We start from the raw sequence: 20,523 nt of genomic DNA, 5'->3' as shown, positions 1-20,523 counted from the left end.
CTGCCGTGGAGGGATGCTATATCGGTGGCGGCGCTTGGTGTAAGCCTGCGCTTTGGCTAGAATAGCCCGTCATTTCCATTACTAACGGCTATTCATGCAACAAGAAACCTCACAAGAGAGCTGGCCAGTATTCAAACGCCTGCTCGGTTATGTCCGTGATCGCAAGCTGGGCCTGGTCGGTGGCATCATAGGGATGCTGGGCTACGCCGCCGTGGATACCACCTTTGTCTACTCCATCAAGCCGCTGATCGATCAGGGCATCAATGGCAACGACAGCACCGTTCTGAAATGGATGCCCTTCTTCGTCCTCGGCATCGTGGCCCTGCGCGGTGTCGCCAACTTTCTCTCCAACTACTGCATGGCCTGGGTCGGCAACCACGTGGTGATGCGTCTGCAACAGCAGGTGTTCAATCACATGGTGGCAATGCCGATGAGCTTCTTCGACCGTCAGAACACCGGTCATCTGCTCTCCAAAGTGACCTATGACGCCAGTCAGGTCTCCTCGGCGGCGAGCACCACGCTGGTGACCCTAGTGCGGGAAGGGGCGACCGTGGTCGGGCTGCTCGGCCTGATGTTCTGGCACTCCTGGCAGCTGTCAGTGATTTTCCTGGTGGTTGGCCCGCTGGTGGGGGTCATCATCGGCCTTATCAGCCGTCGTTTCCGCCAGATCAGCCGTCACATTCAGCATGCGGTGGGGGATATCACCACCTCCACCGAGCAGATGCTCAAAGGGCACAAAGAGGTGCTGATGTTTGGTGGCCAGAAGGTTGAAGAGAAACGCTTCTTCCAGGTCAGCAACAACATGCGCCAGCAGACCATGAAGATGGTCGCTGCCGATGCCATCGGCAGCCCGGTGGTGCAGATGGTTGCCTCCATCGCGCTGGCTGCCTTCCTCTATGTAGCTACCATCGACAGTGTGCGCAGCGAGCTGACTGCCGGTACGTTTACCGTCATGATCACCTCCATGATGATGCTGCTCAAGCCGCTGAAAAGCCTGACCGACGTCAATAACCAGTTCCAGCGGGCCATCACTGCCTGCCACAGCCTGTTTGGCCTGCTCGACACCGAGCCGGAGCAGGATACCGGCACCCGCACTCTGGAGCGTGCTCGCGGCGAGATCGAGTTTCGCAACGTCACCTTCACCTACCCGACCAAGGATACCCCGGCGCTGCACAACGTCAGCTTCAAGGTGGAGGCGGGTAAATCGGTGGCGCTGGTGGGCCGTTCCGGCTCTGGCAAGAGTACCATTGCCAGCCTGTTGACCCGCTTCTACGACATCGATCAGGGCGAGATCCTGCTGGACGGCATCAACATCCGCGAATACAAGTTGAGCGAGCTGCGCAAGCAGTACGCGCTGGTCTCCCAGCATGTCCACCTGTTCAATGACTCGGTGGCCAACAACATCGCCTACGCCGCAGAAGACAAATACAGCCGCGACCAGATCGTGCAGGCCGCCCGTATCGCTCACGCCGACGAGTTCGTCAGCAAGATGAGCAACGGGTATGACACTGTGGTTGGCGAGAACGGTGCATCCCTCTCCGGTGGTCAGCGCCAGCGTGTTGCCATCGCCCGCGCCCTGCTGCGCGATGCGCCGGTTCTGCTGCTGGATGAAGCCACCTCAGCTCTCGATACCGAGTCCGAGCGCCACATTCAGGCGGCCATTGACGAGCTTTGCAAGGCCCGTACCTCGCTGGTGATCGCCCACCGTCTCTCCACCATCGAGAAGGCGGATGAGATCCTGGTGATCGACGAAGGTCATATCGTCGAGCGCGGGAACCACGAAGCATTGATGGAGCAGCGCGGCACCTATGCCCAGCTGCGCGCTATTCAGTTTGGCAACGCGGGAAGCAAGGCCTGATGCTGGAACGGCTCTGGTATCGCAAAAGTGGCTGGCGCTGGTTGCTGGCCCCCTTTGCCTTGCTGTTTGCCATCATCAGCGGCACCCGCCGCTACGCCTATCGTCACGGCTGGTGCAAGGGGTATCGCTCCTCCTTGCCGGTCATTGTGGTGGGCAATATTTCGGTGGGGGGCAACGGCAAGACGCCGGTGGTGGTCTGGCTGGTGGAGCAGTTGCAAGCCCGCGGCTATCGCCCCGGGGTGGTGAGCCGTGGTTATGGTGGCAAGGCGCCCCATTACCCCTATCGGCTGGATAAGACCAGCACCACGGCGCAAGCAGGTGATGAGCCGGTGCTGATTGCCCGGCGCTGCCGCTGCCCCGTGGTGGTTGCCCCGAAACGGGCCGACGCGGTACGACTGCTGGAGCAGAGCGGTGAGGTGGATATCATCATCACCGACGACGGTCTGCAGCACTATGCGCTGGCCCGCGACATCGAGCTGGTGGTGGTGGATGGCGCTCGCCGTTTTGGCAACGCCTGCCTGCTGCCGATGGGGCCGCTGCGCGAGCCGGTCACTCGTCTCAAACGGGTGGACGCCATCATCTGCAACGGCGGTGAACCGGGCAAGGGGGAGTACCCCATGCAACTGATCGCCGACACCCCGCGCCGGGTGCGCGACGATGCACCGCTTGCCGCCCCCTTGTCGGGGCCGGTCGATGCGTTGGCGGGGATCGGTCATCCGCCCCGCTTCTTTGCCACCCTGGAAGGGCTCGGCTACCAGCTGGAGCAGCAGGCCGCCTACGGCGATCATCACCCCTTCGATCGGGATGAGTTGGTTGGGCGCTTTGCCAGCAAGCCGCTGCTGATGACCGAGAAGGATGCGGTCAAGTGCCGCCCGTTTGCCCTCGATAACTGGTGGTATCTACCGGTCAGCGCCGAGTTGCCCGCCTCCCTGCTCGACACCCTGCTGCACAAGCTGGGGGCGAAGGCAAAGGGCGCGGCCAGGGCGCAAGATTAATCTCTCTCGCCTCGGCGGGGGAGCTGGGGGTTGATATGCCCCGTATGGAATAGCTGGTTGCTCGACATCCATCGCTGGCGTGATGAAGCCGCCAGCGCGACATCGTTGAAGGAGTATCGTTTTGGCTTTGGACATCAAGTTGCTCGACATCATCGCCTGCCCGGTCTGCAAGGGTAAGCTGCATTACAACAAAGCAGTTCATGAGTTGGTCTGCCGCTTCGACAAGCTGGCCTATCCGCTGGAAGAGGGGATCCCGGTACTACTGGAGAACCGTGCCCGTCCTCTCAACAGCGATGAGCTGCCGTCATGAGTTTCGTCGTCGTCATTCCTGCCCGCTATGCGTCAACTCGTCTGCCGGGCAAGCCGCTGGCGGATATCCATGGCAAGCCCATGGTGCAGCATGTGGTGGAGAAAGCTCTGCAATCAGGTGCCGATCGGGTGATCGTTGCCACCGATGACGAGCGGGTGCAGCAGGCACTGCTGAGCACCGGCGTCGAGGTGTGCATGACCTCACCGGATCACCAGTCCGGCACCGAGCGTCTGGCAGAGGTGTGCCGTCACTACGGCTTCGCCGCCGATACCATCATCGTCAATGTGCAGGGGGATGAGCCGCTTATTCCGCCCGCCATCATTCGTCAGGTGGCGGACAATCTGGCCGCCGCCACGGCGCCGATGGCGACCTTGTCGGTGCCGATCAAGGATGCTGAAGAGGCGTTCAATCCCAATGCGGTCAAGGTGGTGACTGACAAGGATGGCTATGCCCTCTACTTCAGTCGCGCCAGCATCCCGTGGGATCGGGATCGCTTTGCCAAGAGCCATGAGCAGATTGGTGACCACTACCAGCGTCATATCGGTATCTATGCCTATCGCGCCGGCTTTATCCAGCGTTACGTAGACTGGGCACCGAGCGTGCTGGAGCAGGTCGAGGCACTGGAGCAACTGCGGGTGCTCTGGTACGGGGAGAAGATCCACGTCGCCCAGGCCCTTGAAGCGCCGCCGGTCGGGGTGGATACCCAGGCCGATCTGGAGAAGGTGCGGGCCTTTTTGGCCAAGTGATGGCCACAGCACTAACGTCATGAAAAACGGTGTCGCAAGGCACCGTTTTTTGTTTTGAAAATTTATATAATTATTTGATTTTAAACGCTAAACATGGGTTTTCTCAAACTTTTGGCGTGCATGGTTTGCCAAAGCGACGAGTTTGGTTATGATGCAAGACGCCCTGTTAACCCTAACCGGGCGGCTAAAACGAGATAAAACGGGGTGTTTGGGTGATAAATGTATTCCTGGTCGATGATCATGAGCTGGTGCGTACAGGGATAAGACGCATTCTTGAAGATGTGCGCGGGATCAAGGTGGTGGGTGAGGCACAGAGCGGCGAGACCGCAGTTACGTTCTGTCGCCAACACCATCCGGACGTGATCCTGATGGACATGAACATGCCGGGTATTGGTGGTCTGGAAGCGACCCGCAAAATTCTGCGGATCCGCCCCGATGTGCGCATCATAGTGCTGACCATTCATTCAGAAAATCCGTTCCCCACCAAGGTGATGCAGGCAGGCGCCGCCGGTTACCTGACCAAGGGGGCTGCTCCCGACGAGATGATCCAGGCGATCCGGTTGGTGCACTCCGGTCAGCGCTACATCTCCCCGGAGATTGCCCAGCAGATGGCCCTCAGCCAATTTGCCTCCGCTGACGAGAATCCCTTCAAGTCCCTCTCCGAGCGCGAGCTGCAGATCATGATGATGATCACCAAGGGGCAGAAGGTGACCGATATCTCCGAGCAGCTCAACCTGAGCCCGAAGACGGTCAACAGCTACCGCTATCGTCTGTTCAGCAAGCTGGGGATCAACGGTGACGTGGAACTGACCCATCTGGCCATTCGCTATGGCATGCTGGATGCCGATACCCTCTAATCGGCTGGCGTGTGGTCACAAAGGCGGCGCGTGCCGCCTTTTTGCTTTTCTGCCCCTTTGCTTTTCGGGCGGCGAGGGCAGTATGCTCTGCCCGTCAATTTTTGCCTTTGTGTGAGCCGAGTAGCTGATGACCTTCTCTCCCGAACCTCTCTTCGACAGCAAGGCGTTTCTGAGCGCCGTCACCCATCAGAGTGGCGTCTACCGCATGTATGACAGCGGTGGCACCGTGATCTATGTGGGCAAGGCCAAGGATCTGAAAAAGCGGCTCGCCTCCTACTTTCGCACCAACGTCGACAGCATCAAGACCCGCACCCTGGTGCGCCAGATCGCCGATATTCAGGTCACCGTCACCCACACCGAGACCGAGGCGCTGATCCTCGAGCACAATCTCATCAAGCAGTACCAGCCCCGTTACAACGTGCTGCTGAGGGACGACAAATCCTACCCCTGGATCATCATCACCGCGCACCAGCATCCGCGCATCGGCGTCCATCGCGGCGCCCGCAAGGTGAAGGGGGAGTACTTCGGCCCATACCCCTCTGGCGGTGCGGTGCGCGAGAGTTTGCATCTGATGCAGAAGATTTTTCCGGTGCGCCAGTGCGAGGATGCGGTCTATGCCAACCGCACCCGTCCCTGTCTGCTCTATCAGCTCAAGCGTTGCGCTGGCCCTTGCGTACCCGGGTTGGTGAGCGAGGCCGAATATGCCCAGCAGGTGGACCTTGCCAAACTGTTTCTGGCGGGCAAGAACCAGCAAGTGATTGGCGAGCTGGTGGGCAAGATGGAGTCTGCCAGCGGCGATCTGCGCTTTGAAGAGGCGGCCCGCTACCGGGATCAGATCCTGGCGCTGCGCCGGGTCACCGAACAGCAGTCGGTGAGCGGCAACGTACTGGACGAGCTGGATGTGGTGGGGGTCGCCTTCCAGCAAGGTGCTGCTTGCATCCACGTGCTCTTTATCCGTCAGGGCAAGGTGCTCGGCTCACGCAGCTACTTCCCGAAAGTGCCTGCTGATACCCAGCTTGATGAGGTGGTGCAATCCTTCCTGCTGCAGTTCTATCTGTCGGGGCAGGGGGGGCGGCAGATCCCGAGCGAGGTGCTGCTCGATGTGGCCCTTGAGGACGAGAGCGTCATCGCCGAGACTCTGAGCCAGACCGCAGGCTACAAGGTGCGGGTGGTGAGCCGTACCCGCGCCGAACGGGCCCGCTTTATCAAGCTCGCCTCCATCAACGCCGAGACGGCGCTGCGCTCGCGGCTGGCTCACAAGAGCACCATCACCGCCCGCTACGACCAGCTGGAAGAGCTGCTGGAGCTGGAGCGTCCCATCGCCCGCATGGAGTGTTTCGATATCTCCCACACCATGGGGGAGCGCACCGTGGCCTCTTGCGTGGTGTTCAACCGGGAGGGGCCGCTCTCATCGGAATATCGTCGTTTCAACATCGACGGCATCACCGGTGGTGATGACTACGCGGCCATGGAGCAGGCGCTGGAGCGCCGCTTTGGCAAGCAGCAGGAGCCGGACAAGGTGCCTGATGTGCTGTTTATTGACGGTGGCCTCGGTCAGTTGCGTCGCGCCGAAGAGATCCTGGCCCGTCAGCTGGAGTTTCTCGGCGGTAAATATCCGCTGCTGGTGGGGATTGCCAAGGGGGTCACCCGCAAGGCGGGGTTGGAAACTCTCATCATGGGGGAGAGCCACGAAGAGCTGCATTTGCCGGCAGATATGCCCGCTTTGCACCTTATTCAGCATATTCGCGATGAATCCCACCGTTTTGCCATTACCGGCCACCGTGCCAGACGGGCCAAGGCCCGCACCAGCAGCACGCTGGAGGATATTCCGGGGGTGGGGCCAAAGCGGCGGCAGGCGCTGCTCAAATATCTGGGCGGCCTGCAGGAGGTTAAAAAGGCGAGCGTGGATGAACTGGCCAAGGTACCCGGCATCAGTCAGGAGCTGGCCCAGACCATCCACGATGGCTTGCACAGCGCCTGAGCAGGGTTAGCAGCATGGCAAAATCGCTAACTCCTTGATGCACAAGAGCCGTGACGCGAGGGGGCCGTAAATGCCATAATGGCCCTCGGATTTTGAGAAGATTGATGGATTAAAAAGACCAAGACGGGCGCCAGTGCGGTTGCATCGCAAATCGGCTTTGGCGCACTATGTAGCGACGTACAAGAAGTGGCTGAAAATAATGACAAATATACCTAACCTGTTGACGTTTTTCCGGATTTTGCTCATTCCCGTCTTCGTCATCCTGTTCTATCTGCCTTATCAATGGTCCTATCTGGCTGCCGCCATCATCTTTATTCTGGCCGCTGCCACCGACTGGTTTGATGGCTATCTGGCTCGCAAGCTCAATCAGTCCACCGCCTTTGGCGCCTTCCTTGACCCGGTTGCCGACAAGATCATGGTCGCCGCCGCACTGGTGGTTATCGTCGAACACTACAACACCATCTGGGTGACCATCCCCGCCATGACCATGATTGGCCGCGAGATAATCATCTCCGCCCTGCGTGAGTGGATGGCCGAACTGGGCAAACGCTCCTCGGTGGCGGTGAGCTGGATTGGCAAGTGGAAGACCATGATCCAGATGGTGTCGCTCACCGGTCTGATTTGGCAATACAACGTCTGGATGGTGTGGCTCGCCTACGTGCTGCTCTATGTTGCCACCGTGCTCACCTTCTGGTCGATGTTCCAGTACATGAAGGCCGCTTGGGGCGATTTGACCCACCACGCCAACCTGTGAGTCACTTGCGCTGCAAGGTGAGGTTTCCGCTGATTTGAGGCAGGAAACGGCCAAAGGCGCTAAAACTGTTCAAAAAGGGCAAAAAATGCCCGAACGATCAGGGTATTAAACATTTCTGGTTGACTGGGCGAGGAACATCGCTAGAATGCGTCCTCGTAGTCAGGCAGTCAGCCAGACCAATGCGGGAATAGCTCAGTTGGTAGAGCACGACCTTGCCAAGGTCGGGGTCGCGAGTTCGAGTCTCGTTTCCCGCTCCAAATTCAGACAATAGAGAGCCAATTCTCTTTTGCATGGCGCGTTAGCAAAGCGGTTATGCAGCGGATTGCAAATCCGTTTAGTCCGGTTCGACTCCGGAACGTGCCTCCATATTGACAAGCCCGCCACGCGAGCTTGATACCGATTGCGGTGCCCGAGTGGTGAAATCGGTAGACACAAGGGATTTAAAATCCCTCGACGTTCGCGTCGTGCCGGTTCGATTCCGGCCTCGGGCACCATTGAAATCAAAGAGTTACGAAAGGCCACTAGAAATAGTGGCCTTTTTATTTGTGCCAAAGTGGCGACAAAGTGGCGACAGAAATTTCGGTGATCGATTTAGGTCGACTCTATAACCCTGCCGTGTAGTGGTTGCGGTCGTTAGAAAACCTATTTTCCGTGGGGATGGCAATCGGCTCACCAATGGCATAGAGCACCTTCAAAATTTCAGTTTTCAAAGAACCACTTCTGGTGCTTAACCCACTGAAACAAAAAGCCTTCGCGCTGTTTCCCTGCAGCAAACCGGATCCTTTCCTATAGGTCCGATCCCCACGAAAAATACGGCCATCCTAATTTATTCAATGACTTAGGCTTTCATTGGGGCTATTCACCCCGCCTTCAAACTGTAAAACCCTGCAAAAAAGATCCTTCTTTGCAGATCCTCAACGCTCTGCGGATCCTTTATCTGGCGCGGTCTGGGCATATGGTTTTGCGGTAATCCACTTTTGCAAAAAATTTTCCTGGTGAAGCCCGCAGGCGGGAGCGGATGAGCGCGGATTCCGTGGCGCAGACGCCGCCGTGGGCTTCTCTGCTGCGCTCTGGCTGCTGTGCTTGACTATGAGTCTCGCGTATGAGGTGCGCCTGCCATATGGTGCTCATACATGCGGCGCCTTTCCCTGGCCATGCTTTGGTGCTGTCAGGCAGAATGAAGGAGACCCCACATCGTGGGGCCTTCTGCGTTCTATCTATCTTTTAGTAATTGGCACTTATCAACTGATATGGCATAAACTTGGTAAGAATTCCAACGTGAAACCCGTTTTAGCTCCTGACACTCCACGTAAATTTCAGACTTGATACTTAATTTAATCTTGGTTCCAAAGGCTAAGATTGGTGCAATGACGAAGATGATAATCACAGCTCCTCGTTGAAAAATCTTATCTGGATTACCAGTTTTTGCTAATGACATTAACACATGAACAAACAATACAATGCCGATTAATGGTGCACAGTAAGATGCCCAAATATTGGCAATGCCACTAACTCTAAATGACTGCGTACCATTGGATAACGTTGCGTACAAATCCTCAGATATCTGTTCATATCCGAACCAGATAAGTGTAGTCGCAATAAAAACCCTTATGATATAAATCATTACGATGCCTTTATCTACGCATTACTTCTTTTCACTTTCTAGGGTCGTGCATATGTTGTTATTTATTGCGTACGTTTTGCTTGTGAAGCGAGAGGTGACCTTACTCAGTTCGTTGCATAGTACATAACTGTTTACTTTGTTAATAGTTAACTCTTTCAAAGATAATGAAATTGCAGGGGAGATGAGCATACAACTTATTAATATTCCCTTTTTTAGAAATGCTGCTAGAGATTTACCAGTGGTAATTTCAACAGAGCAATACAAAATTATTATTAGGCTGGAAGATAGACAGGAAAAAACGGCCCAGTAATTTAGTATTCCAGCTATCACATAGATTTCCCGATGCTCACCAAAAGCTTGCTGTAGCATGTCCCAACCGAAGAACGTACTCCCAGCTGCGATTGCACCAAAGAAAAGTATTCTAATATAATTCACTCAAGTACCTCTTTGATTTTCCCTGTTAGTGCTTTTGAATATCCATATTGGTTATCGAAATAATCTAGCGCTTGCCCACTAAGGAACGAAGAGGCAGCAAACACAAATCCAGTAGCCACAATTCCTGCAGTTGCTGGAACCATGACAACAGCAAGTGTCGCTACACCAAGACTGATGAGTCCTTTAGTAATATCACCTGCACTATTGCCAACAAAATCCGCCAAGGTAGCATCGTCATGCATGATAAAATCTACAGCATTGACAGCTGTTGCAAAAACAATCTCAACGCCAACATTAATTTTTGCGTATCTAACCGCACCTTTTACATCATTTATGCCAATTCCAGCTTGAACCACTTTAGGGTTACTTGCCTTCCATTTATTTCCTCTCATCAGTGTCTGTGCGTGGCGCCGATAGCCTTTAATGATGACATAATCAACGCCTTTTATATTTTTTGTATAAGCCGTTACTCCTAATCCCCCGAGTCCTCTTGCTGTTTCAACTGATGTTTTAATCCCATCATATAAACTATGATATGCGTTGACATCGCTGATTGTATTTTTCCCGCCAGTTTCATCGTAGAGATTTTTCAATAACTCTTTGGCTTCATCTAGAGTTAAAACAGCAAAGTCTTTCGGTGGTGATACATATACGACTTCCAGATGTTTTCCTTGAGCGAAGTCATATGGAGGCCAATAAGCATTCTGTGCTGGGATCTCTACCGGTTGTGCCGGTGGGGCCGATCTCGCGGAACGGGCTGCAGGTGCTTGGTCTCCGATGACGACGGTGCCTGAGCCGATGATTACTCCACCACAGTCAACGGCTCCGCCAGTGAGTGCGGCAGGCATTCCATTTATAAAAACAGTGGAAGAACCTGATGCGATCTTCCGAGGATGTGGTGGGTTATTTGGCTTGTCATGAGGAGCCAGCGGATCACCAACACGTGCAGCGGGAATCCCATCTATGAATATATCAGGAGAGCCAGCAGTAATGGCTGTTGGATGGAAGCCGTCATGATCTGTTCCAATATCCCCAACTTTTGCAGCACTTTTTGCCATCTGAATTCCTCATCGACACGAATAAAATCCACTCAACATAACATGGCTGCAAATGTCTCCCTAGACCGATGTGTCTGATTTTTGTCAGAATATGACATCTATCGTCGCTGATAAGTCTACAGGTAATAGGTTTGATTCAGTCTTGGTTAAAGGGCTGTGTTTTTAGACTGCAAGCGATTAAGGCGAAGTTCGAATGACGGTAAAGGTTTCATGGCAAATGCGGGCCAGTGGTTTTGTTGTGTTCCTCGTTGGGTGTGCGAGTCTCTGGATGGCCATGGTATTTGGCGCTGAATTCACTGCGCTATTAGCACAGACACCAGATGACCCATTCAGAATGAATGATTGGCGAGGATGGTTTGCAATCTTCATTGGCTTGCTTGCCGCTCCCTTCATGCTGTATGCGGGGGGAACGCTGATGTTATCTAAGAATATCCCCGAGCCCAATCTATCCTCTAAAGCTGGCAAGCAGCGACTGGTGATTGTCATGTTGCTAGTCGTTCTCGCTGGTTTTTCCGGCTATCTGACAAAGAAAGTCAGTATGTCGAGCATTGAGCGGTTAGGCTGGGAGCAGTGCTATGTCAAACAGACTAGCTGGCGTTTTGGAAAAGAACTCTATTCTCAAAATTGTGCGGCCCATGGCCTCATGAAACTGGATCAGGCTCTGGACAAACTGTCTTTTGAGGAGCTGAAGGATAAGCTAAACAGTGAAATGTTTGAGCAAAAGAAAGGGCCTTAATGGCCCTTTCTTTTTATTCGACCATAGGTGATAGGGCATCAGCCAACTGGCCGGCCAGCTTGCTCTGGCCGTTGAACGTCTCGGCATTGGTGGGGGCAGGCCCACCGTGGTTGTGACTGGCGGCAGAGGCGGCCAGCTGCTCCACCACGTTCATCAGCTGTAGCAGCAGACCGAAGATGTTCACCCCCTCGCTGCCCATCCACGAACGGGGCGCCTCGAAGTGCTGCAGCTCTCCGGCCACACTGCGCCGTAGTTGCCCGATCACCTCCACCAGATCACCGGCGGCTGTCTGGCTCATGTTGCCGAGGCTCCCAGTCATCAAGTCATCGCCGGCCAGCAGCTCGATGGCCCCGAGCGCCTCGATGCGCTTCATCGCCCCGATCTTCTCCACGCTGTGCTGTTGGGTGGTTAGCCGATGCTGGCCGAACTCGCCCTGGTAGTCGTCCGCCTCGCGGTGCATCAGCAGTGCCTTGTCATGCTGGCGGCGGTCGGTATGGCGACTCTGGTTGCCCACAGTATCGGTACGGCTGAACACCTCGGCCCGTTGCAGTTGGAGCTGTTCGCCCGGGGTGATGTCCGGCAGCGGCCAACCCGAGCCCAGCACAGTGCGAATGAATGGCCGGTCCGCGCGGCCGAAGGCAAACCCCAGCTCCACGATGGTTCCCTCGATGGGGAATTGCAGCAGCCCCTGCTCTGGCCCGCCGAACATCACCGGCAGCGGCACGGCGCGATAGAGTGGGGCAGCCTTGTCCGGCTGGCCATCTTCCCCCAGTAGTTGCACGTCCACCGCATAGCGTGGGCGAAACGGATCATTGAGCTGGCCAGCGACCGCGCTGTCACTGATGGCCTCGACCCGCCCGAACTTGGGCAGGTGCATCTGGTCGGCCAGCTCCGGGAACTCGCCCTCCATCTTGCGCCGCTCCGGCGACTTCACCGGTTTACCGGGGGTTGCCGTGGTGAGGGTCATCTCATCGCCTTTGAGGCGCACCCGAACCACTCGCTTGCCGTTGACAATAGCGCCCGGGCGCATGGTCGGGATCGGCGCGGTGGTCAGGGTGTTTCCCGCCTGACGGCCAGAGAAGGCCGGATCCAGCTCAACTGGCCTATCCGCCCAACGGCTATGGGCATGATTGCCCACGAAGATGGCGCCATCCGGTTGCTGATGCCAGATGAAGTCCGGTACCGCAAAGGCGCGACCCGCGTTGTTCAGCAACTGATAGCCGGTGCCGGCGCTGGTGAAGTTGGGGATAGGCCGATCGGTATAGTCGGCCCCGTCAGGCAGCAAAAAGGTGAGCTTGGTCTGGTCGCTCAACCAGGCCAGCAGACCGCGCAGGGTGGCATGCTGGAGGCTGACTGGAAATGCACTTCCCAGGATACCGGCCAGCTCTCGGCACAGCAACTTGCTGGCGCCATTGCTGGCGGGCTGCACGTCATAGACATATCCGGTAAACCAGCGGCGCAGCTCGCCGTTGTAGCCCAGATCCACGGTCAGGGTTTGCCCCTTATCGGCGCTCCCCGCGATGGTGAGGGCGGCGCGTCCGCCCGCGCAGAGATCCAGCACGATATCGTGGTCGATGAGGTTGGCCGGTTGGCCGCCCAGGGTGAGGTTGGTCGAGAGTTTCACGCCATCAGGTCTCCCAGTTTGTTATCCAGCCCCTTGATGGTCTGCTCCCATGAGCTCAGTTGCTCTTGTTCTGTTGCAGGCTTGCCGTTATTGCCATCGGCTGGCTTGGCAGGTTTGGTGTTGGCATTGCCCTGGCCCACGGTGGCCGGTGCCTTTGGCATCCGCTGTTCCCGCTTCTCGGGTACCGAGTTGTGTTCGCGCAGGGTGAACTGCACTTGCCACGCCAGCAGCCCCTCCTGCTCACTGGCGGTGATGCGCCCGGCGAATTTGGCCTGACGCACCTTCACCGATTTGGCTAATAGCGACCCGACCCGGTAGATGTGACGCTTGCCGCCATTGCTTTTGGCATCGGCCAGCTCAAACAGGCGGCTCAGGGTCTGCTCATCCTTGAAGGGGACAAGGCCCGAGATATCGAGCTCTTTGGCTTTGGCTCCTTGCTCCGAGCTGCTGGTCGAGCTGGTCTGGCCGCTGCTGTCCTTGTCCTGAAACTGCATCGATGCGGTGATCCGCATCGACTTCATCACAATCGGCTCACCGTCCAGGGTGAGCATGGCGGTGTTGCTCATCGGGTTAACTCCTGCCAGAAGGTGAGCGGGGAGGGGGAGAGCAGCAGGGCGCCGACCGTCATGCTGTGGCTATGATCTGGCGGGTTGCTCTGGCCCAGTTGGGTGGCCAGGCTTGCCGCATCGCCTTGCCCTTGCCAGTGCCACAGCTGGCCATGGATGTCGACCAGTTGGCCGAGAGCTTGCTCCAGCTCTGCCAGTTTGGCCGCGCGGCGTTGTGCCAGGGTGGCCAGCTTGGCGATCGGGGTGGTGGCGCCCTGTGCCAGGCTCTCCAGTTGGGCGAGCTCGGCCCCGAGCAGTGAGCGAGCCGAGCGAAGCGGGTTCCATACCAGCGGCTCGTCTGCTTTCCAGCGTGGCACCTTGGCGGCGGTGGGCTTGCTCATGGCATCGTTGCTGGCCGTGAGGCGGCGCAGGGCCGCGCACCACTCCGGCAGCGGCAGAATGGCGCAAAGCGGCGCCAAGGCATCGGCCAGTGCGGTCTCGCTGTTACCGGTGACCAGCCAGGCGATAGCGTGGAGCTGGCCAGTCGGCAGCAATGGGTCGGCCCCGTCCTGCAGCTTGGCGGCAAGGGTGGCCACCGCGTTGGGGGCGGCGAGGCTGTACTGGTTGCCCTGGTGCTGGCCCACCCCATGCTGATAGGGGGTTACGGTCAGGCAGCGACCGGTGACCAGCAGCCGGTCGAGCTCTGCCCGCAGCCCTGTCAGCGCTGCAGCGGCTTGGCTGATGAAGGTGGGGCGGTAGTGCGCCCTCGGTGCCAGTACCTGCAGGCGGGCCACGGCGCCTGCCTGGGTGTCTGGCAGTTGGTCAAGCACCGCGCTGGCGCGGGTGTGTATCGCCTCTGAGCTGGCTGGCAAGTGCAGCGTGCCTTGCGTCCAGCTCATTGCGGAGCATCCGGCCAGGTGACATCGGTGGGCCACCCTTCGCTTTGCGGCAACCGATAGAGGGCAACCCGATATTGTTGCCAAGCCGTCAGTCGCTCTCGCTCTGCATTGCTGATGATCCCCAGTTGTGCAGCATCTTCCAGTGGCGCCATTGCTGTGGCTGCGAGGTGTAATTTTGTATCCAAAATGGCCTGCATCTCGGCCGTTGTCGGCAGGGGCTGGGGTATGACGGTGATTGTCCCGAACTCACCAAACATCGCCCTGGTGTATAGCTCACGACCATGCTCTTCCGCATCGTCTTTTCGGGCGCTAAAGGGGACGAAATCAGGAAGATGGCTAAATAGCACTTCCATATTGATCACATCATCTACGCCGACCTGTGCTGTCACATTTCTGACGGATAACACACTGACCTTCATCGTTTTACCTCACGCAATGCGAATGAATAAGGTGACATTCCAGCTGCCGTAATCACGGTCACCTTTGGCATATCCCAGCGCCTTCCATGTCCCTGCGGGAGAACCGCCGATTAACACGCCTTCTGCAGAACTGAATCTGAGGTTTGAACCCGCGATGGTTTGGCCTGGTGAAATTTGTCCACCTGAATTGAATCGACCTAACAGCGCGTATGTACCGACCTGTTGATACCCACTGGCGACAATGTCGGCGTTTCCCTGCGAGGCAGGATGGGTGTGAGCCGACGGCGGCATGGTTGCGGGCTTGCCTGTCACTTCCGCCCAAGAGGGCCAGCGGGTAGCGGTAGCTGGCGCTCCGGTCACTTGCGACCAGGGATGGGTATGACTTGCCGCGGCAGCTCCCAGCTCGGCCAGGCTGGGCTTGTTGCCGGTGTTGTAATCACGGGTCCAGGGCGTCCAGGCCCCGGTGCTGTATTGTGCGCGCCGCCAGACTCGGCTGGAGTTGTAGACCAGGTAGGTCTGCTGTGTGCCAGCACCATTACTGACAATCAGCGCCCCGGCACTGTTCTCCGGGTAGTGGCGCGCAACCGAGGTGTTCGCGTTGGCATGCTGGGCATATACCTTCGGCTCTTTAAGGGTGTCGAGATCTTCGGTTCCGAGATTAATGGGGTTGAGCCAGGAGCCGGGGTGGGAATGGTTAGCTGCAGCCAAGTCGGGTTTGCTGGTCACCTCTGCCCAACTGGGCCAGCGGCTGGCGGTGGCCGGCACTTGGTCCAGCTCGCCCCATTTGTGGCGGTGACTGCCGTCTTTGATCTCCACCGCGATGGTGACGCCCTGGGCATCCTCCAGAATGCCTTTGCCGGTGACATCGCCGGTCAGCTCGATGGTGCGCTTGCGGCGCACGTCGGTCACGCTGCCATCAGCGTTGATGATGGCCACTTTGGCCACATGGTGCTGATAGCCGTTGCTGTCCAGGTAATCCACCATGTCCGGCACGCTCAGGGTGATGGTGAAGTGGTTCACCCAGGCATCAAGCAGGGAGCCGGCCCGATAGATATCGAGCCAGAGTCCCACCGGCTTGGCGCCCGGGGTGATTTTCTTCACCTCGTTGAGCTCGGCACGCAGGCCGCCGACATAGGCCACCCCAGGCCGCACCTTGTAGACCCCGGACTCGTTGACCAGCTTGAAGCCGTCGCCGTAGAAGGTGGCCGGCCCGAAGAACTGCAGCGCCTGCAGGCGCAGGTCATCGTCCATCCCGCGCAGGCGAGCGGCATAGTCAATCTGCCAGGTGCTGGCGTCCACATGGGTGGCGGTCGCTTCCGCTGCGCGGTCGTACTCCATCAGCATGGATTTGACCAAGCTGTTGCCGGTCTGGCCGACTGCCTCGTCAGTCTTGAGTTTGGTCTCCAGCCCCTTGTGAACAATCATCCCCACCACGCCGGTGGCCTTGTTGATGAGGTACATGGCGTTAAAGCTGAAATCGCCGACCGTGGTATCCATCACGATGGTGTAGGCCACCGCGTCGTTGTTGATGCGCCCGCGCTGGTCCACCCCGTGGCGGTGCACAATCTGGCCCTTCGGTGGCAGCCCGCTGTCCGGGTCGATGGGGGCGGCAGGATCGAGGTCTGGCACATTGGCCAGCACGAACTCATCGAGCACCACCGGCGTCTGGTTTGTCAGGCTCTCCTGCCAGTAGCGGTAGAAGGCGTTGGTAATGATCTGGCTCATGGGGTCCTCTTAAGCGTCGCGCCAAATACCTGCTGGCTCATGTCGATGTGACCAAAGCCCAAGGTGCTGGCGACCGGATAAACCACCTGAAACCGATAGCGTCGGCAGGTGCGGCCATAGTGTTGGATCAGGGTTTCCATCAGTTGCTGGTTGCTGGCGAGGGCGCTGTCGGTCACCTCGATGGTGATGACGTCCCAGGGGGCGCCTTCTTGCCGTTCGTGGATGTCGCACCAGCCGATGCCCAGGCGCTCGAAGATGCGCTTAAAGCCCGCGACCTCGCCGGCGTCTCTGGCATTCACAAAGGCGAACTTGACCCGCTTGCGAAAGAGCTGCAGCGGCTCGCCGTTAAAGCGGCTGATGTCCCGCTCCCAGGCGAGCAGCGCCAGCAGAGACTCCGAGCAGGTGAGCGGGTCTTGCTGGGCGAGTGGCAGCAACAGCCACCCCTTGAGCCGTTGCCAGAAGGCGTTGATGCCCTTGGCCAGAAACCCTGGCTCGGCGTGGGCCGGGCTGATGGTGTAGCCATCCTCCCACCAGGGGGCGCTGGCATCGGGGATCCGCGGCGCTTGGCTATTGTGTTCAAGCGGGGTCGGGTTAGTCATAGAGGGTTACCTCCAGCCTGTTCAGGCGCGGGATAGCCAGCCCCGAGACGATGTCATCTTGCGCAAACTTGAGGCTTTGCAGCTGCGGGAACTGGCTGTGCAGCTCGCGGGCCAGTTGCGAGAGCGAAAAGCGCGAGCGCGGCCAGGTGCGGGTGACGCTTGGAAAATCCGCCGACTGGCGAAACGCCGCTTTGACCAGTGATTCTGCGCCCAGTTTGAGGGCCGCTTTCTGGTCGTCGGTGAGGTTGGCCACCGGCCACAGCTCCAGCGTGAGGTTGTGCTGGGTCTCCGGCATCGCCATCACGAACAGATCATCGCCGTGGCCATGGTTGCCCTGGCGACCCACATAGTCGTTAAGCTGGGCAATCAGGCTGGCTGGGGTGGCGCCCACCTCCAGCAGGATGTAGGCGTTGGCAGTGCCGGGCCCCCGCGGCGCTTCATGCTCGAAGAAGATGTGATCGGCCCGAATACCGGCGACGCTCGCCAACATCGAGCGGTAGATGGCGTCGATGTGGTATCGGCCTACCGCCGAGAACTGGTTTTGAATACGCAGGCCCAGCGCGTCGTTGCTCTCGGCATCGGCACCCGGGGTGGTGATCCACTCCTTGTCATCGTTGCGGGCCGACAAGATGCCGGTGACCGGTTCACTCAGCAGGTTGTAGTAACCCGGGGCCAGATTCCAGGCGGCACCCGCGAACTCGGCCTCGCACACCACGCGGGCCACCGCTTCACCGGCAGGGCTCACCACCGCCTGCAGGGGCTTCACCCGGTAGATGGTGCCGTTGATGCGCTCGGTGCTGACCCAGATATCGGCCGGGATGGTGACCGCTTCGCCTGGACTCACTTTGACGAAGTTGATCACCCCGCGGGTCTTCTGAGCGCCCTTGCGGGTCAAGTCCACGTCCCACGCCTTGAGGTCGAGATAGGCATCGGTGGCGGTAGCGGCAAAAGTGTTGGGCAGCACATGGCCGGCCAGCAGGGTGCGGATAAGCCAGAGCGCCGGGGTGATCACCACCCCGCGGACCAGCCGCCAGAAGGGGCTCACATCGCTGTCGTTGGTGATAAGGGAGCCGGCGGCCTCGACCTCCTTTTTGAGCTCGGCTTCCATGGCCTGCTCGGTGGTCGGCACACCGATCTCGGCCAGCAGAGCCATAAAATCCACGTTGGGACGCAGGTTCACAGGGTTACCTCCAGATCGCCAAATTCATAGGTGCGGGCGGTGACCAGCACCCGCTCGTGGGCTTCCTCGCGGATCACGATGGTGCCCGGCACCAGTCGCTCGTCGTTCTCAACCAGTAGCTCAATCTCGGTCATCACATCGGCGCGCAGGGTCGGGCTGCGCTCGCCAATGAGCTTGCGGGCCAGCCCCGACTCCATGATCCGGTGCTTGATGTCCTGGCCGATGCTGTGGCGGTCCCGGGTGTAACGGGGCTGGCCGCCGGCATCGAGTTGCCAGGCCCCGTTGACCACCAAAATGTCGATGTACTTGGCGTCTCTCATCACGGTGTCTCCAGCCAGGCGTTTTCGGCCATTTGCTCGGGGGTCATCGGATTCTGGTTATGCATATGCACCTCCCCGATGCTCAGGTACTTGGGTGGCTTCTGGTTGGCGGTGGTCGCGGCCGCATTGGCCTGGATGAGTTGCTTGCCCAGCCCGCCCGCCGGTACGCGGCTCGGGTTGCCCTGGCTAAAACGGGCGAGAGGGGCGTTGATGTTTTCTCGAGTGGGCATATTAAGATCCGGCATGCTGCTCATCTCGATATTGACGCCCGGGATCATGTTGAGCTTCTCAATCAGCCAGTCGACGGCTTTACCCAGTAACTGGAAAGGACTGAGGTCGGCGAGCAGTTGCATGAAACTGGCCCACCCGGTGGTGGCGGCAGCGATCACCCCCTGGATAGCATCAAACACGCCCCAGTCTGCTAGGGTTTGCTTGAGGTCATCCCAGTAGTAGATCGCCAGCCCAATGGCACCAACGAGCAGGCCGCCGATGAGATAAGCCAGCAGCACGGCAGGGTTGGCCGCCATCATGATGTTGACGGCCAGCATGATGGCGCGAAACGCCACCAGGCCCGCTTTCAGCAGGTTGAGCGGGGCAAGGATGATGGACCAGGCGATACCGAGCCCCAGGGTGGCCAGCTTGGCCAAGCCAGCGATCAGCATCCAAGTACCGGTGACCATGCTCAACCCCACGATGGCGAGCAGGGCATAGCTGATGACCTTGGTCAGGTTCGGGAAAAGATGCGTCCAACGCAGCACCTCGTTGGCACCATCGGCAAAGACCCCCACCACCGCATTGATGGCAGGTAGCACCACCCCGAACGCGGCGGCGCGGATGGCAAACCAAGCTTGCTCGACCCGCTGCCACTGGTCAGTCATGGCGGCGGCCATCTGCTCGGCCTTGCCCATGCCGTGGGTGTTGGCCAGCGCATTGATGTTGGTGGCGAGCGCCTTGGTGTTGGTCATCAGGAGCTTGATCATGCTGACCGCCTCATCCGAACCGAACGCCTTCTTGAGCTCGTCCCCTTCGGCCACGCTCAGGGTTTCGCCATAGCGCGCCTTGAGCTTGTCCAGCATGGTGAGCACCGGCAGCATGTTGCCCGCGGCATCGGTGAACTGGATGCCGAGCGCCTTCTGGGCATTGCCGACGCCGGCCAGAAACGCCTTGAACTTGGTACCGGCCTCGCCGCCACTCATGGTGGCCTGCAACTGCCCGAGCACCGCGAACTGCTCGTCCATCGCGATGCCGGCGGCGGTGGCGTTGGCGCCGATGGCCCCGAACGCGTCGGCCATGCCTTGGCCGGTGGTCTTGAAAAGTTGCACCGCGAGTGCGGTCTTGCCGGCCACATCCTCGACCCAGTTGGCCTTGCCCATCTGCTTGGCCTGCTGCTCGAAGATGCCGTACATGGTGCCCATGTAGTTGGTGATGGTGGCGGTATCGGCCTTGGTCGCTTTGGCCAGGGTGGTCGAGGCGCGGGTAAAGGCGGGCAGCTCGTTACCTTCGAGTCCAGCGATCGCCGACTGGATATCGTAGGAGGAGCGGACAATCTCGGTGGCTGACTCCCCGTACTGGATAGAGAGCTTCAACGCCTCGCGCCCGAGCGCCCCGAGCACATCTTCTTGCACATCGAGCGAGGCCACCTCGGCCAGCGCCCGATCCATCTCGATGGCCGGGCCCAAGGCAGACTGGATCGCCATGCCGCCGGCGGCCACCGTGGTGGCCCCCATTGCCATGCTGCTCCAGCCCTGACGGCCGGCCTTGCTGACCTTGTCCATCTGGGCATTGATGCCAGCAAGGGGCTTGGTGACCTGATCCACCAAAGCCACCTGCATCATCAATTTTTCCATCCAGGCCATAG

Annotated in this window: 19 protein-coding genes and 3 tRNA genes; 11 read left to right on the top strand and 11 right to left on the bottom strand. The window is 58.5% G+C overall.

What is annotated here, in order from left to right; all coding sequences use genetic code 11:
- Positions 1-94: 94 nt before the first annotated feature.
- The 10 genes from msbA to G5154_RS03795 all read left to right on the top strand — a co-directional run bounded on the left by msbA (position 95) and on the right by G5154_RS03795 (position 7,995).
- A complete protein-coding gene (gene msbA / locus G5154_RS03840) occupies positions 95-1,858 on the top strand; it encodes a lipid A ABC transporter ATP-binding protein/permease MsbA (RefSeq protein ID WP_421250357.1) in 1,764 nt (587 codons plus the stop codon).
- Complete coding sequence (gene lpxK / locus G5154_RS03835; protein WP_421250356.1) at positions 1,858-2,853, top strand: tetraacyldisaccharide 4'-kinase; 996 nt, start codon at positions 1,858-1,860, stop codon at positions 2,851-2,853. The genes msbA and lpxK overlap by 1 nt, the downstream gene beginning before the upstream one ends.
- 121 nt (positions 2,854-2,974) lie before the next feature.
- Complete coding sequence (locus G5154_RS03830) at positions 2,975-3,163, top strand: Trm112 family protein (protein WP_005347033.1); 189 nt, start codon at positions 2,975-2,977, stop codon at positions 3,161-3,163.
- Entirely contained in the window at positions 3,160-3,909 is a 750-nt protein-coding gene (gene kdsB / locus G5154_RS03825; RefSeq protein ID WP_201906360.1) for a 3-deoxy-manno-octulosonate cytidylyltransferase, read from the top strand. Before G5154_RS03830 ends, kdsB begins: the two co-directional genes overlap by 4 nt.
- Before the next feature lie 212 nt (positions 3,910-4,121).
- Positions 4,122-4,766, top strand: coding sequence for a UvrY/SirA/GacA family response regulator transcription factor (uvrY, locus tag G5154_RS03820; RefSeq protein WP_005337448.1), 645 nt, complete (start codon positions 4,122-4,124; stop codon positions 4,764-4,766).
- 127 nt (positions 4,767-4,893) lie between these two features.
- Positions 4,894-6,747 (top strand): excinuclease ABC subunit UvrC, encoded by a 1,854-nt coding sequence (gene uvrC / locus G5154_RS03815; protein ID WP_421250355.1) that lies wholly within the window; start codon positions 4,894-4,896, stop codon positions 6,745-6,747.
- A gap of 199 nt (positions 6,748-6,946) precedes the next feature.
- A complete protein-coding gene (pgsA, locus tag G5154_RS03810; protein WP_041234310.1) occupies positions 6,947-7,501 on the top strand; it encodes a CDP-diacylglycerol--glycerol-3-phosphate 3-phosphatidyltransferase in 555 nt (184 codons plus the stop codon).
- 181 nt (positions 7,502-7,682) lie between these two features.
- A tRNA-Gly gene (locus tag G5154_RS03805) sits at positions 7,683-7,758 on the top strand.
- A gap of 35 nt (positions 7,759-7,793) precedes the next feature.
- Positions 7,794-7,867: transfer RNA gene (locus tag G5154_RS03800), tRNA-Cys, on the top strand.
- 41 nt (positions 7,868-7,908) lie between these two features.
- Positions 7,909-7,995 (top strand) — tRNA-Leu (locus G5154_RS03795).
- A gap of 719 nt (positions 7,996-8,714) precedes the next feature.
- Here G5154_RS03795 and G5154_RS03790 read toward each other — a convergent pair.
- Both G5154_RS03790 and G5154_RS03785 read right to left on the bottom strand, forming a co-directional pair.
- Positions 8,715-9,125: a hypothetical protein gene (locus tag G5154_RS03790; RefSeq protein WP_421260247.1), complete on the bottom strand. Its 411-nt coding sequence runs from the start codon at positions 9,123-9,125 to the stop codon at positions 8,715-8,717.
- Positions 9,126-9,556: 431 nt separating this feature from the next.
- Positions 9,557-10,618: a type VI secretion system PAAR protein gene (locus G5154_RS03785; protein WP_421263886.1), complete on the bottom strand. Its 1,062-nt coding sequence runs from the start codon at positions 10,616-10,618 to the stop codon at positions 9,557-9,559.
- A gap of 193 nt (positions 10,619-10,811) precedes the next feature.
- Here G5154_RS03785 and G5154_RS03780 point away from each other — a divergent pair, with 193 nt between their 5' ends.
- Positions 10,812-11,354, top strand: a complete 543-nt coding sequence (locus G5154_RS03780) for a hypothetical protein (RefSeq protein ID WP_421263885.1) — start codon at positions 10,812-10,814, stop codon at positions 11,352-11,354.
- A gap of 13 nt (positions 11,355-11,367) precedes the next feature.
- Here the strand turns inward: G5154_RS03780 and G5154_RS03775 are convergent, their stop codons facing one another.
- From G5154_RS03775 to G5154_RS03735, 9 genes are read right to left on the bottom strand one after another with little or no spacing between them, the layout of a single operon-like run.
- A complete protein-coding gene (locus tag G5154_RS03775; RefSeq protein ID WP_421263884.1) occupies positions 11,368-12,978 on the bottom strand; it encodes a hypothetical protein in 1,611 nt (536 codons plus the stop codon).
- Complete coding sequence (locus tag G5154_RS03770; protein ID WP_421263883.1) at positions 12,975-13,544, bottom strand: hypothetical protein; 570 nt, start codon at positions 13,542-13,544, stop codon at positions 12,975-12,977. Before G5154_RS03770 ends, G5154_RS03775 begins: the two co-directional genes overlap by 4 nt.
- Positions 13,541-14,422 carry a hypothetical protein gene (locus G5154_RS03765; RefSeq protein WP_421263882.1) on the bottom strand — a complete coding sequence of 294 codons (882 nt, stop codon included), beginning with the start codon at positions 14,420-14,422 and terminating at the stop codon, positions 13,541-13,543. The genes G5154_RS03770 and G5154_RS03765 overlap by 4 nt, the downstream gene beginning before the upstream one ends.
- The gene (locus G5154_RS03760; protein ID WP_421263881.1) at positions 14,419-14,841 is read right to left on the bottom strand and encodes a tail fiber assembly protein; all 423 of its coding nucleotides are present in this window, start codon (positions 14,839-14,841) and stop codon (positions 14,419-14,421) included. Before G5154_RS03760 ends, G5154_RS03765 begins: the two co-directional genes overlap by 4 nt.
- A 9-nt stretch (positions 14,842-14,850) precedes the next feature.
- Positions 14,851-16,566 (bottom strand): phage tail protein, encoded by a 1,716-nt coding sequence (locus tag G5154_RS03755; RefSeq protein WP_421260254.1) that lies wholly within the window; start codon positions 16,564-16,566, stop codon positions 14,851-14,853.
- Entirely contained in the window at positions 16,563-17,165 is a 603-nt protein-coding gene (locus tag G5154_RS03750) for a phage tail protein (RefSeq protein ID WP_421263880.1), read from the bottom strand. Before G5154_RS03750 ends, G5154_RS03755 begins: the two co-directional genes overlap by 4 nt.
- The gene (locus tag G5154_RS03745; RefSeq protein ID WP_421263879.1) at positions 17,158-18,345 is read right to left on the bottom strand and encodes a baseplate J/gp47 family protein; all 1,188 of its coding nucleotides are present in this window, start codon (positions 18,343-18,345) and stop codon (positions 17,158-17,160) included. The genes G5154_RS03750 and G5154_RS03745 overlap by 8 nt, the downstream gene beginning before the upstream one ends.
- Entirely contained in the window at positions 18,342-18,665 is a 324-nt protein-coding gene (locus G5154_RS03740) for a DUF2590 family protein (protein ID WP_421263878.1), read from the bottom strand. Before G5154_RS03740 ends, G5154_RS03745 begins: the two co-directional genes overlap by 4 nt.
- Positions 18,665-20,521: a phage tail tape measure protein gene (locus G5154_RS03735; protein ID WP_421263877.1), complete on the bottom strand. Its 1,857-nt coding sequence runs from the start codon at positions 20,519-20,521 to the stop codon at positions 18,665-18,667. Before G5154_RS03735 ends, G5154_RS03740 begins: the two co-directional genes overlap by 1 nt.
- Between the last annotated feature and the right edge of the window lie 2 nt (positions 20,522-20,523).

The sequence above is a fragment of the Aeromonas sp. 600527 genome, from assembly GCF_049175415.1.
In the GTDB taxonomy this organism is placed as follows: Bacteria; Pseudomonadota; Gammaproteobacteria; order Enterobacterales; family Aeromonadaceae; genus Aeromonas; species Aeromonas veronii_A.
The sequence above is the reverse complement of the archived record's forward strand: the minus strand, read 5'-3'. Positions and strand labels throughout refer to the sequence as shown.

Excerpts from the sequence above, each read along its gene's own strand:
- msbA (WP_421250357.1), top strand. The coding sequence starts at position 95 with ATGCAACAAGAAACCTCACAAGAGAGCTGGCCAGTATTCAAACGCCTG.
- lpxK (WP_421250356.1), top strand. The coding sequence starts at position 1,858 with ATGCTGGAACGGCTCTGGTATCGCAAAAGTGGCTGGCGCTGGTTGCTG.
- kdsB (WP_201906360.1), top strand. The coding sequence starts at position 3,160 with ATGAGTTTCGTCGTCGTCATTCCTGCCCGCTATGCGTCAACTCGTCTG.
- uvrC (WP_421250355.1), top strand. The coding sequence starts at position 4,894 with ATGACCTTCTCTCCCGAACCTCTCTTCGACAGCAAGGCGTTTCTGAGC.
- pgsA (WP_041234310.1), top strand. The coding sequence starts at position 6,947 with ATGACAAATATACCTAACCTGTTGACGTTTTTCCGGATTTTGCTCATT.
- G5154_RS03790 (WP_421260247.1), bottom strand. The coding sequence starts at position 9,125 with ATGATTTATATCATAAGGGTTTTTATTGCGACTACACTTATCTGGTTC.
- G5154_RS03785 (WP_421263886.1), bottom strand. The coding sequence starts at position 10,618 with ATGGCAAAAAGTGCTGCAAAAGTTGGGGATATTGGAACAGATCATGAC.
- G5154_RS03780 (WP_421263885.1), top strand. The coding sequence starts at position 10,812 with ATGACGGTAAAGGTTTCATGGCAAATGCGGGCCAGTGGTTTTGTTGTG.
- G5154_RS03770 (WP_421263883.1), bottom strand. The coding sequence starts at position 13,544 with ATGAGCAACACCGCCATGCTCACCCTGGACGGTGAGCCGATTGTGATG.
- G5154_RS03765 (WP_421263882.1), bottom strand. The coding sequence starts at position 14,422 with ATGAGCTGGACGCAAGGCACGCTGCACTTGCCAGCCAGCTCAGAGGCG.
- G5154_RS03760 (WP_421263881.1), bottom strand. The coding sequence starts at position 14,841 with ATGAAGGTCAGTGTGTTATCCGTCAGAAATGTGACAGCACAGGTCGGC.
- G5154_RS03755 (WP_421260254.1), bottom strand. The coding sequence starts at position 16,566 with ATGAGCCAGATCATTACCAACGCCTTCTACCGCTACTGGCAGGAGAGC.
- G5154_RS03750 (WP_421263880.1), bottom strand. The coding sequence starts at position 17,165 with ATGACTAACCCGACCCCGCTTGAACACAATAGCCAAGCGCCGCGGATC.
- G5154_RS03740 (WP_421263878.1), bottom strand. The coding sequence starts at position 18,665 with ATGAGAGACGCCAAGTACATCGACATTTTGGTGGTCAACGGGGCCTGG.
- G5154_RS03735 (WP_421263877.1), bottom strand. The coding sequence starts at position 20,521 with ATGGCCTGGATGGAAAAATTGATGATGCAGGTGGCTTTGGTGGATCAG.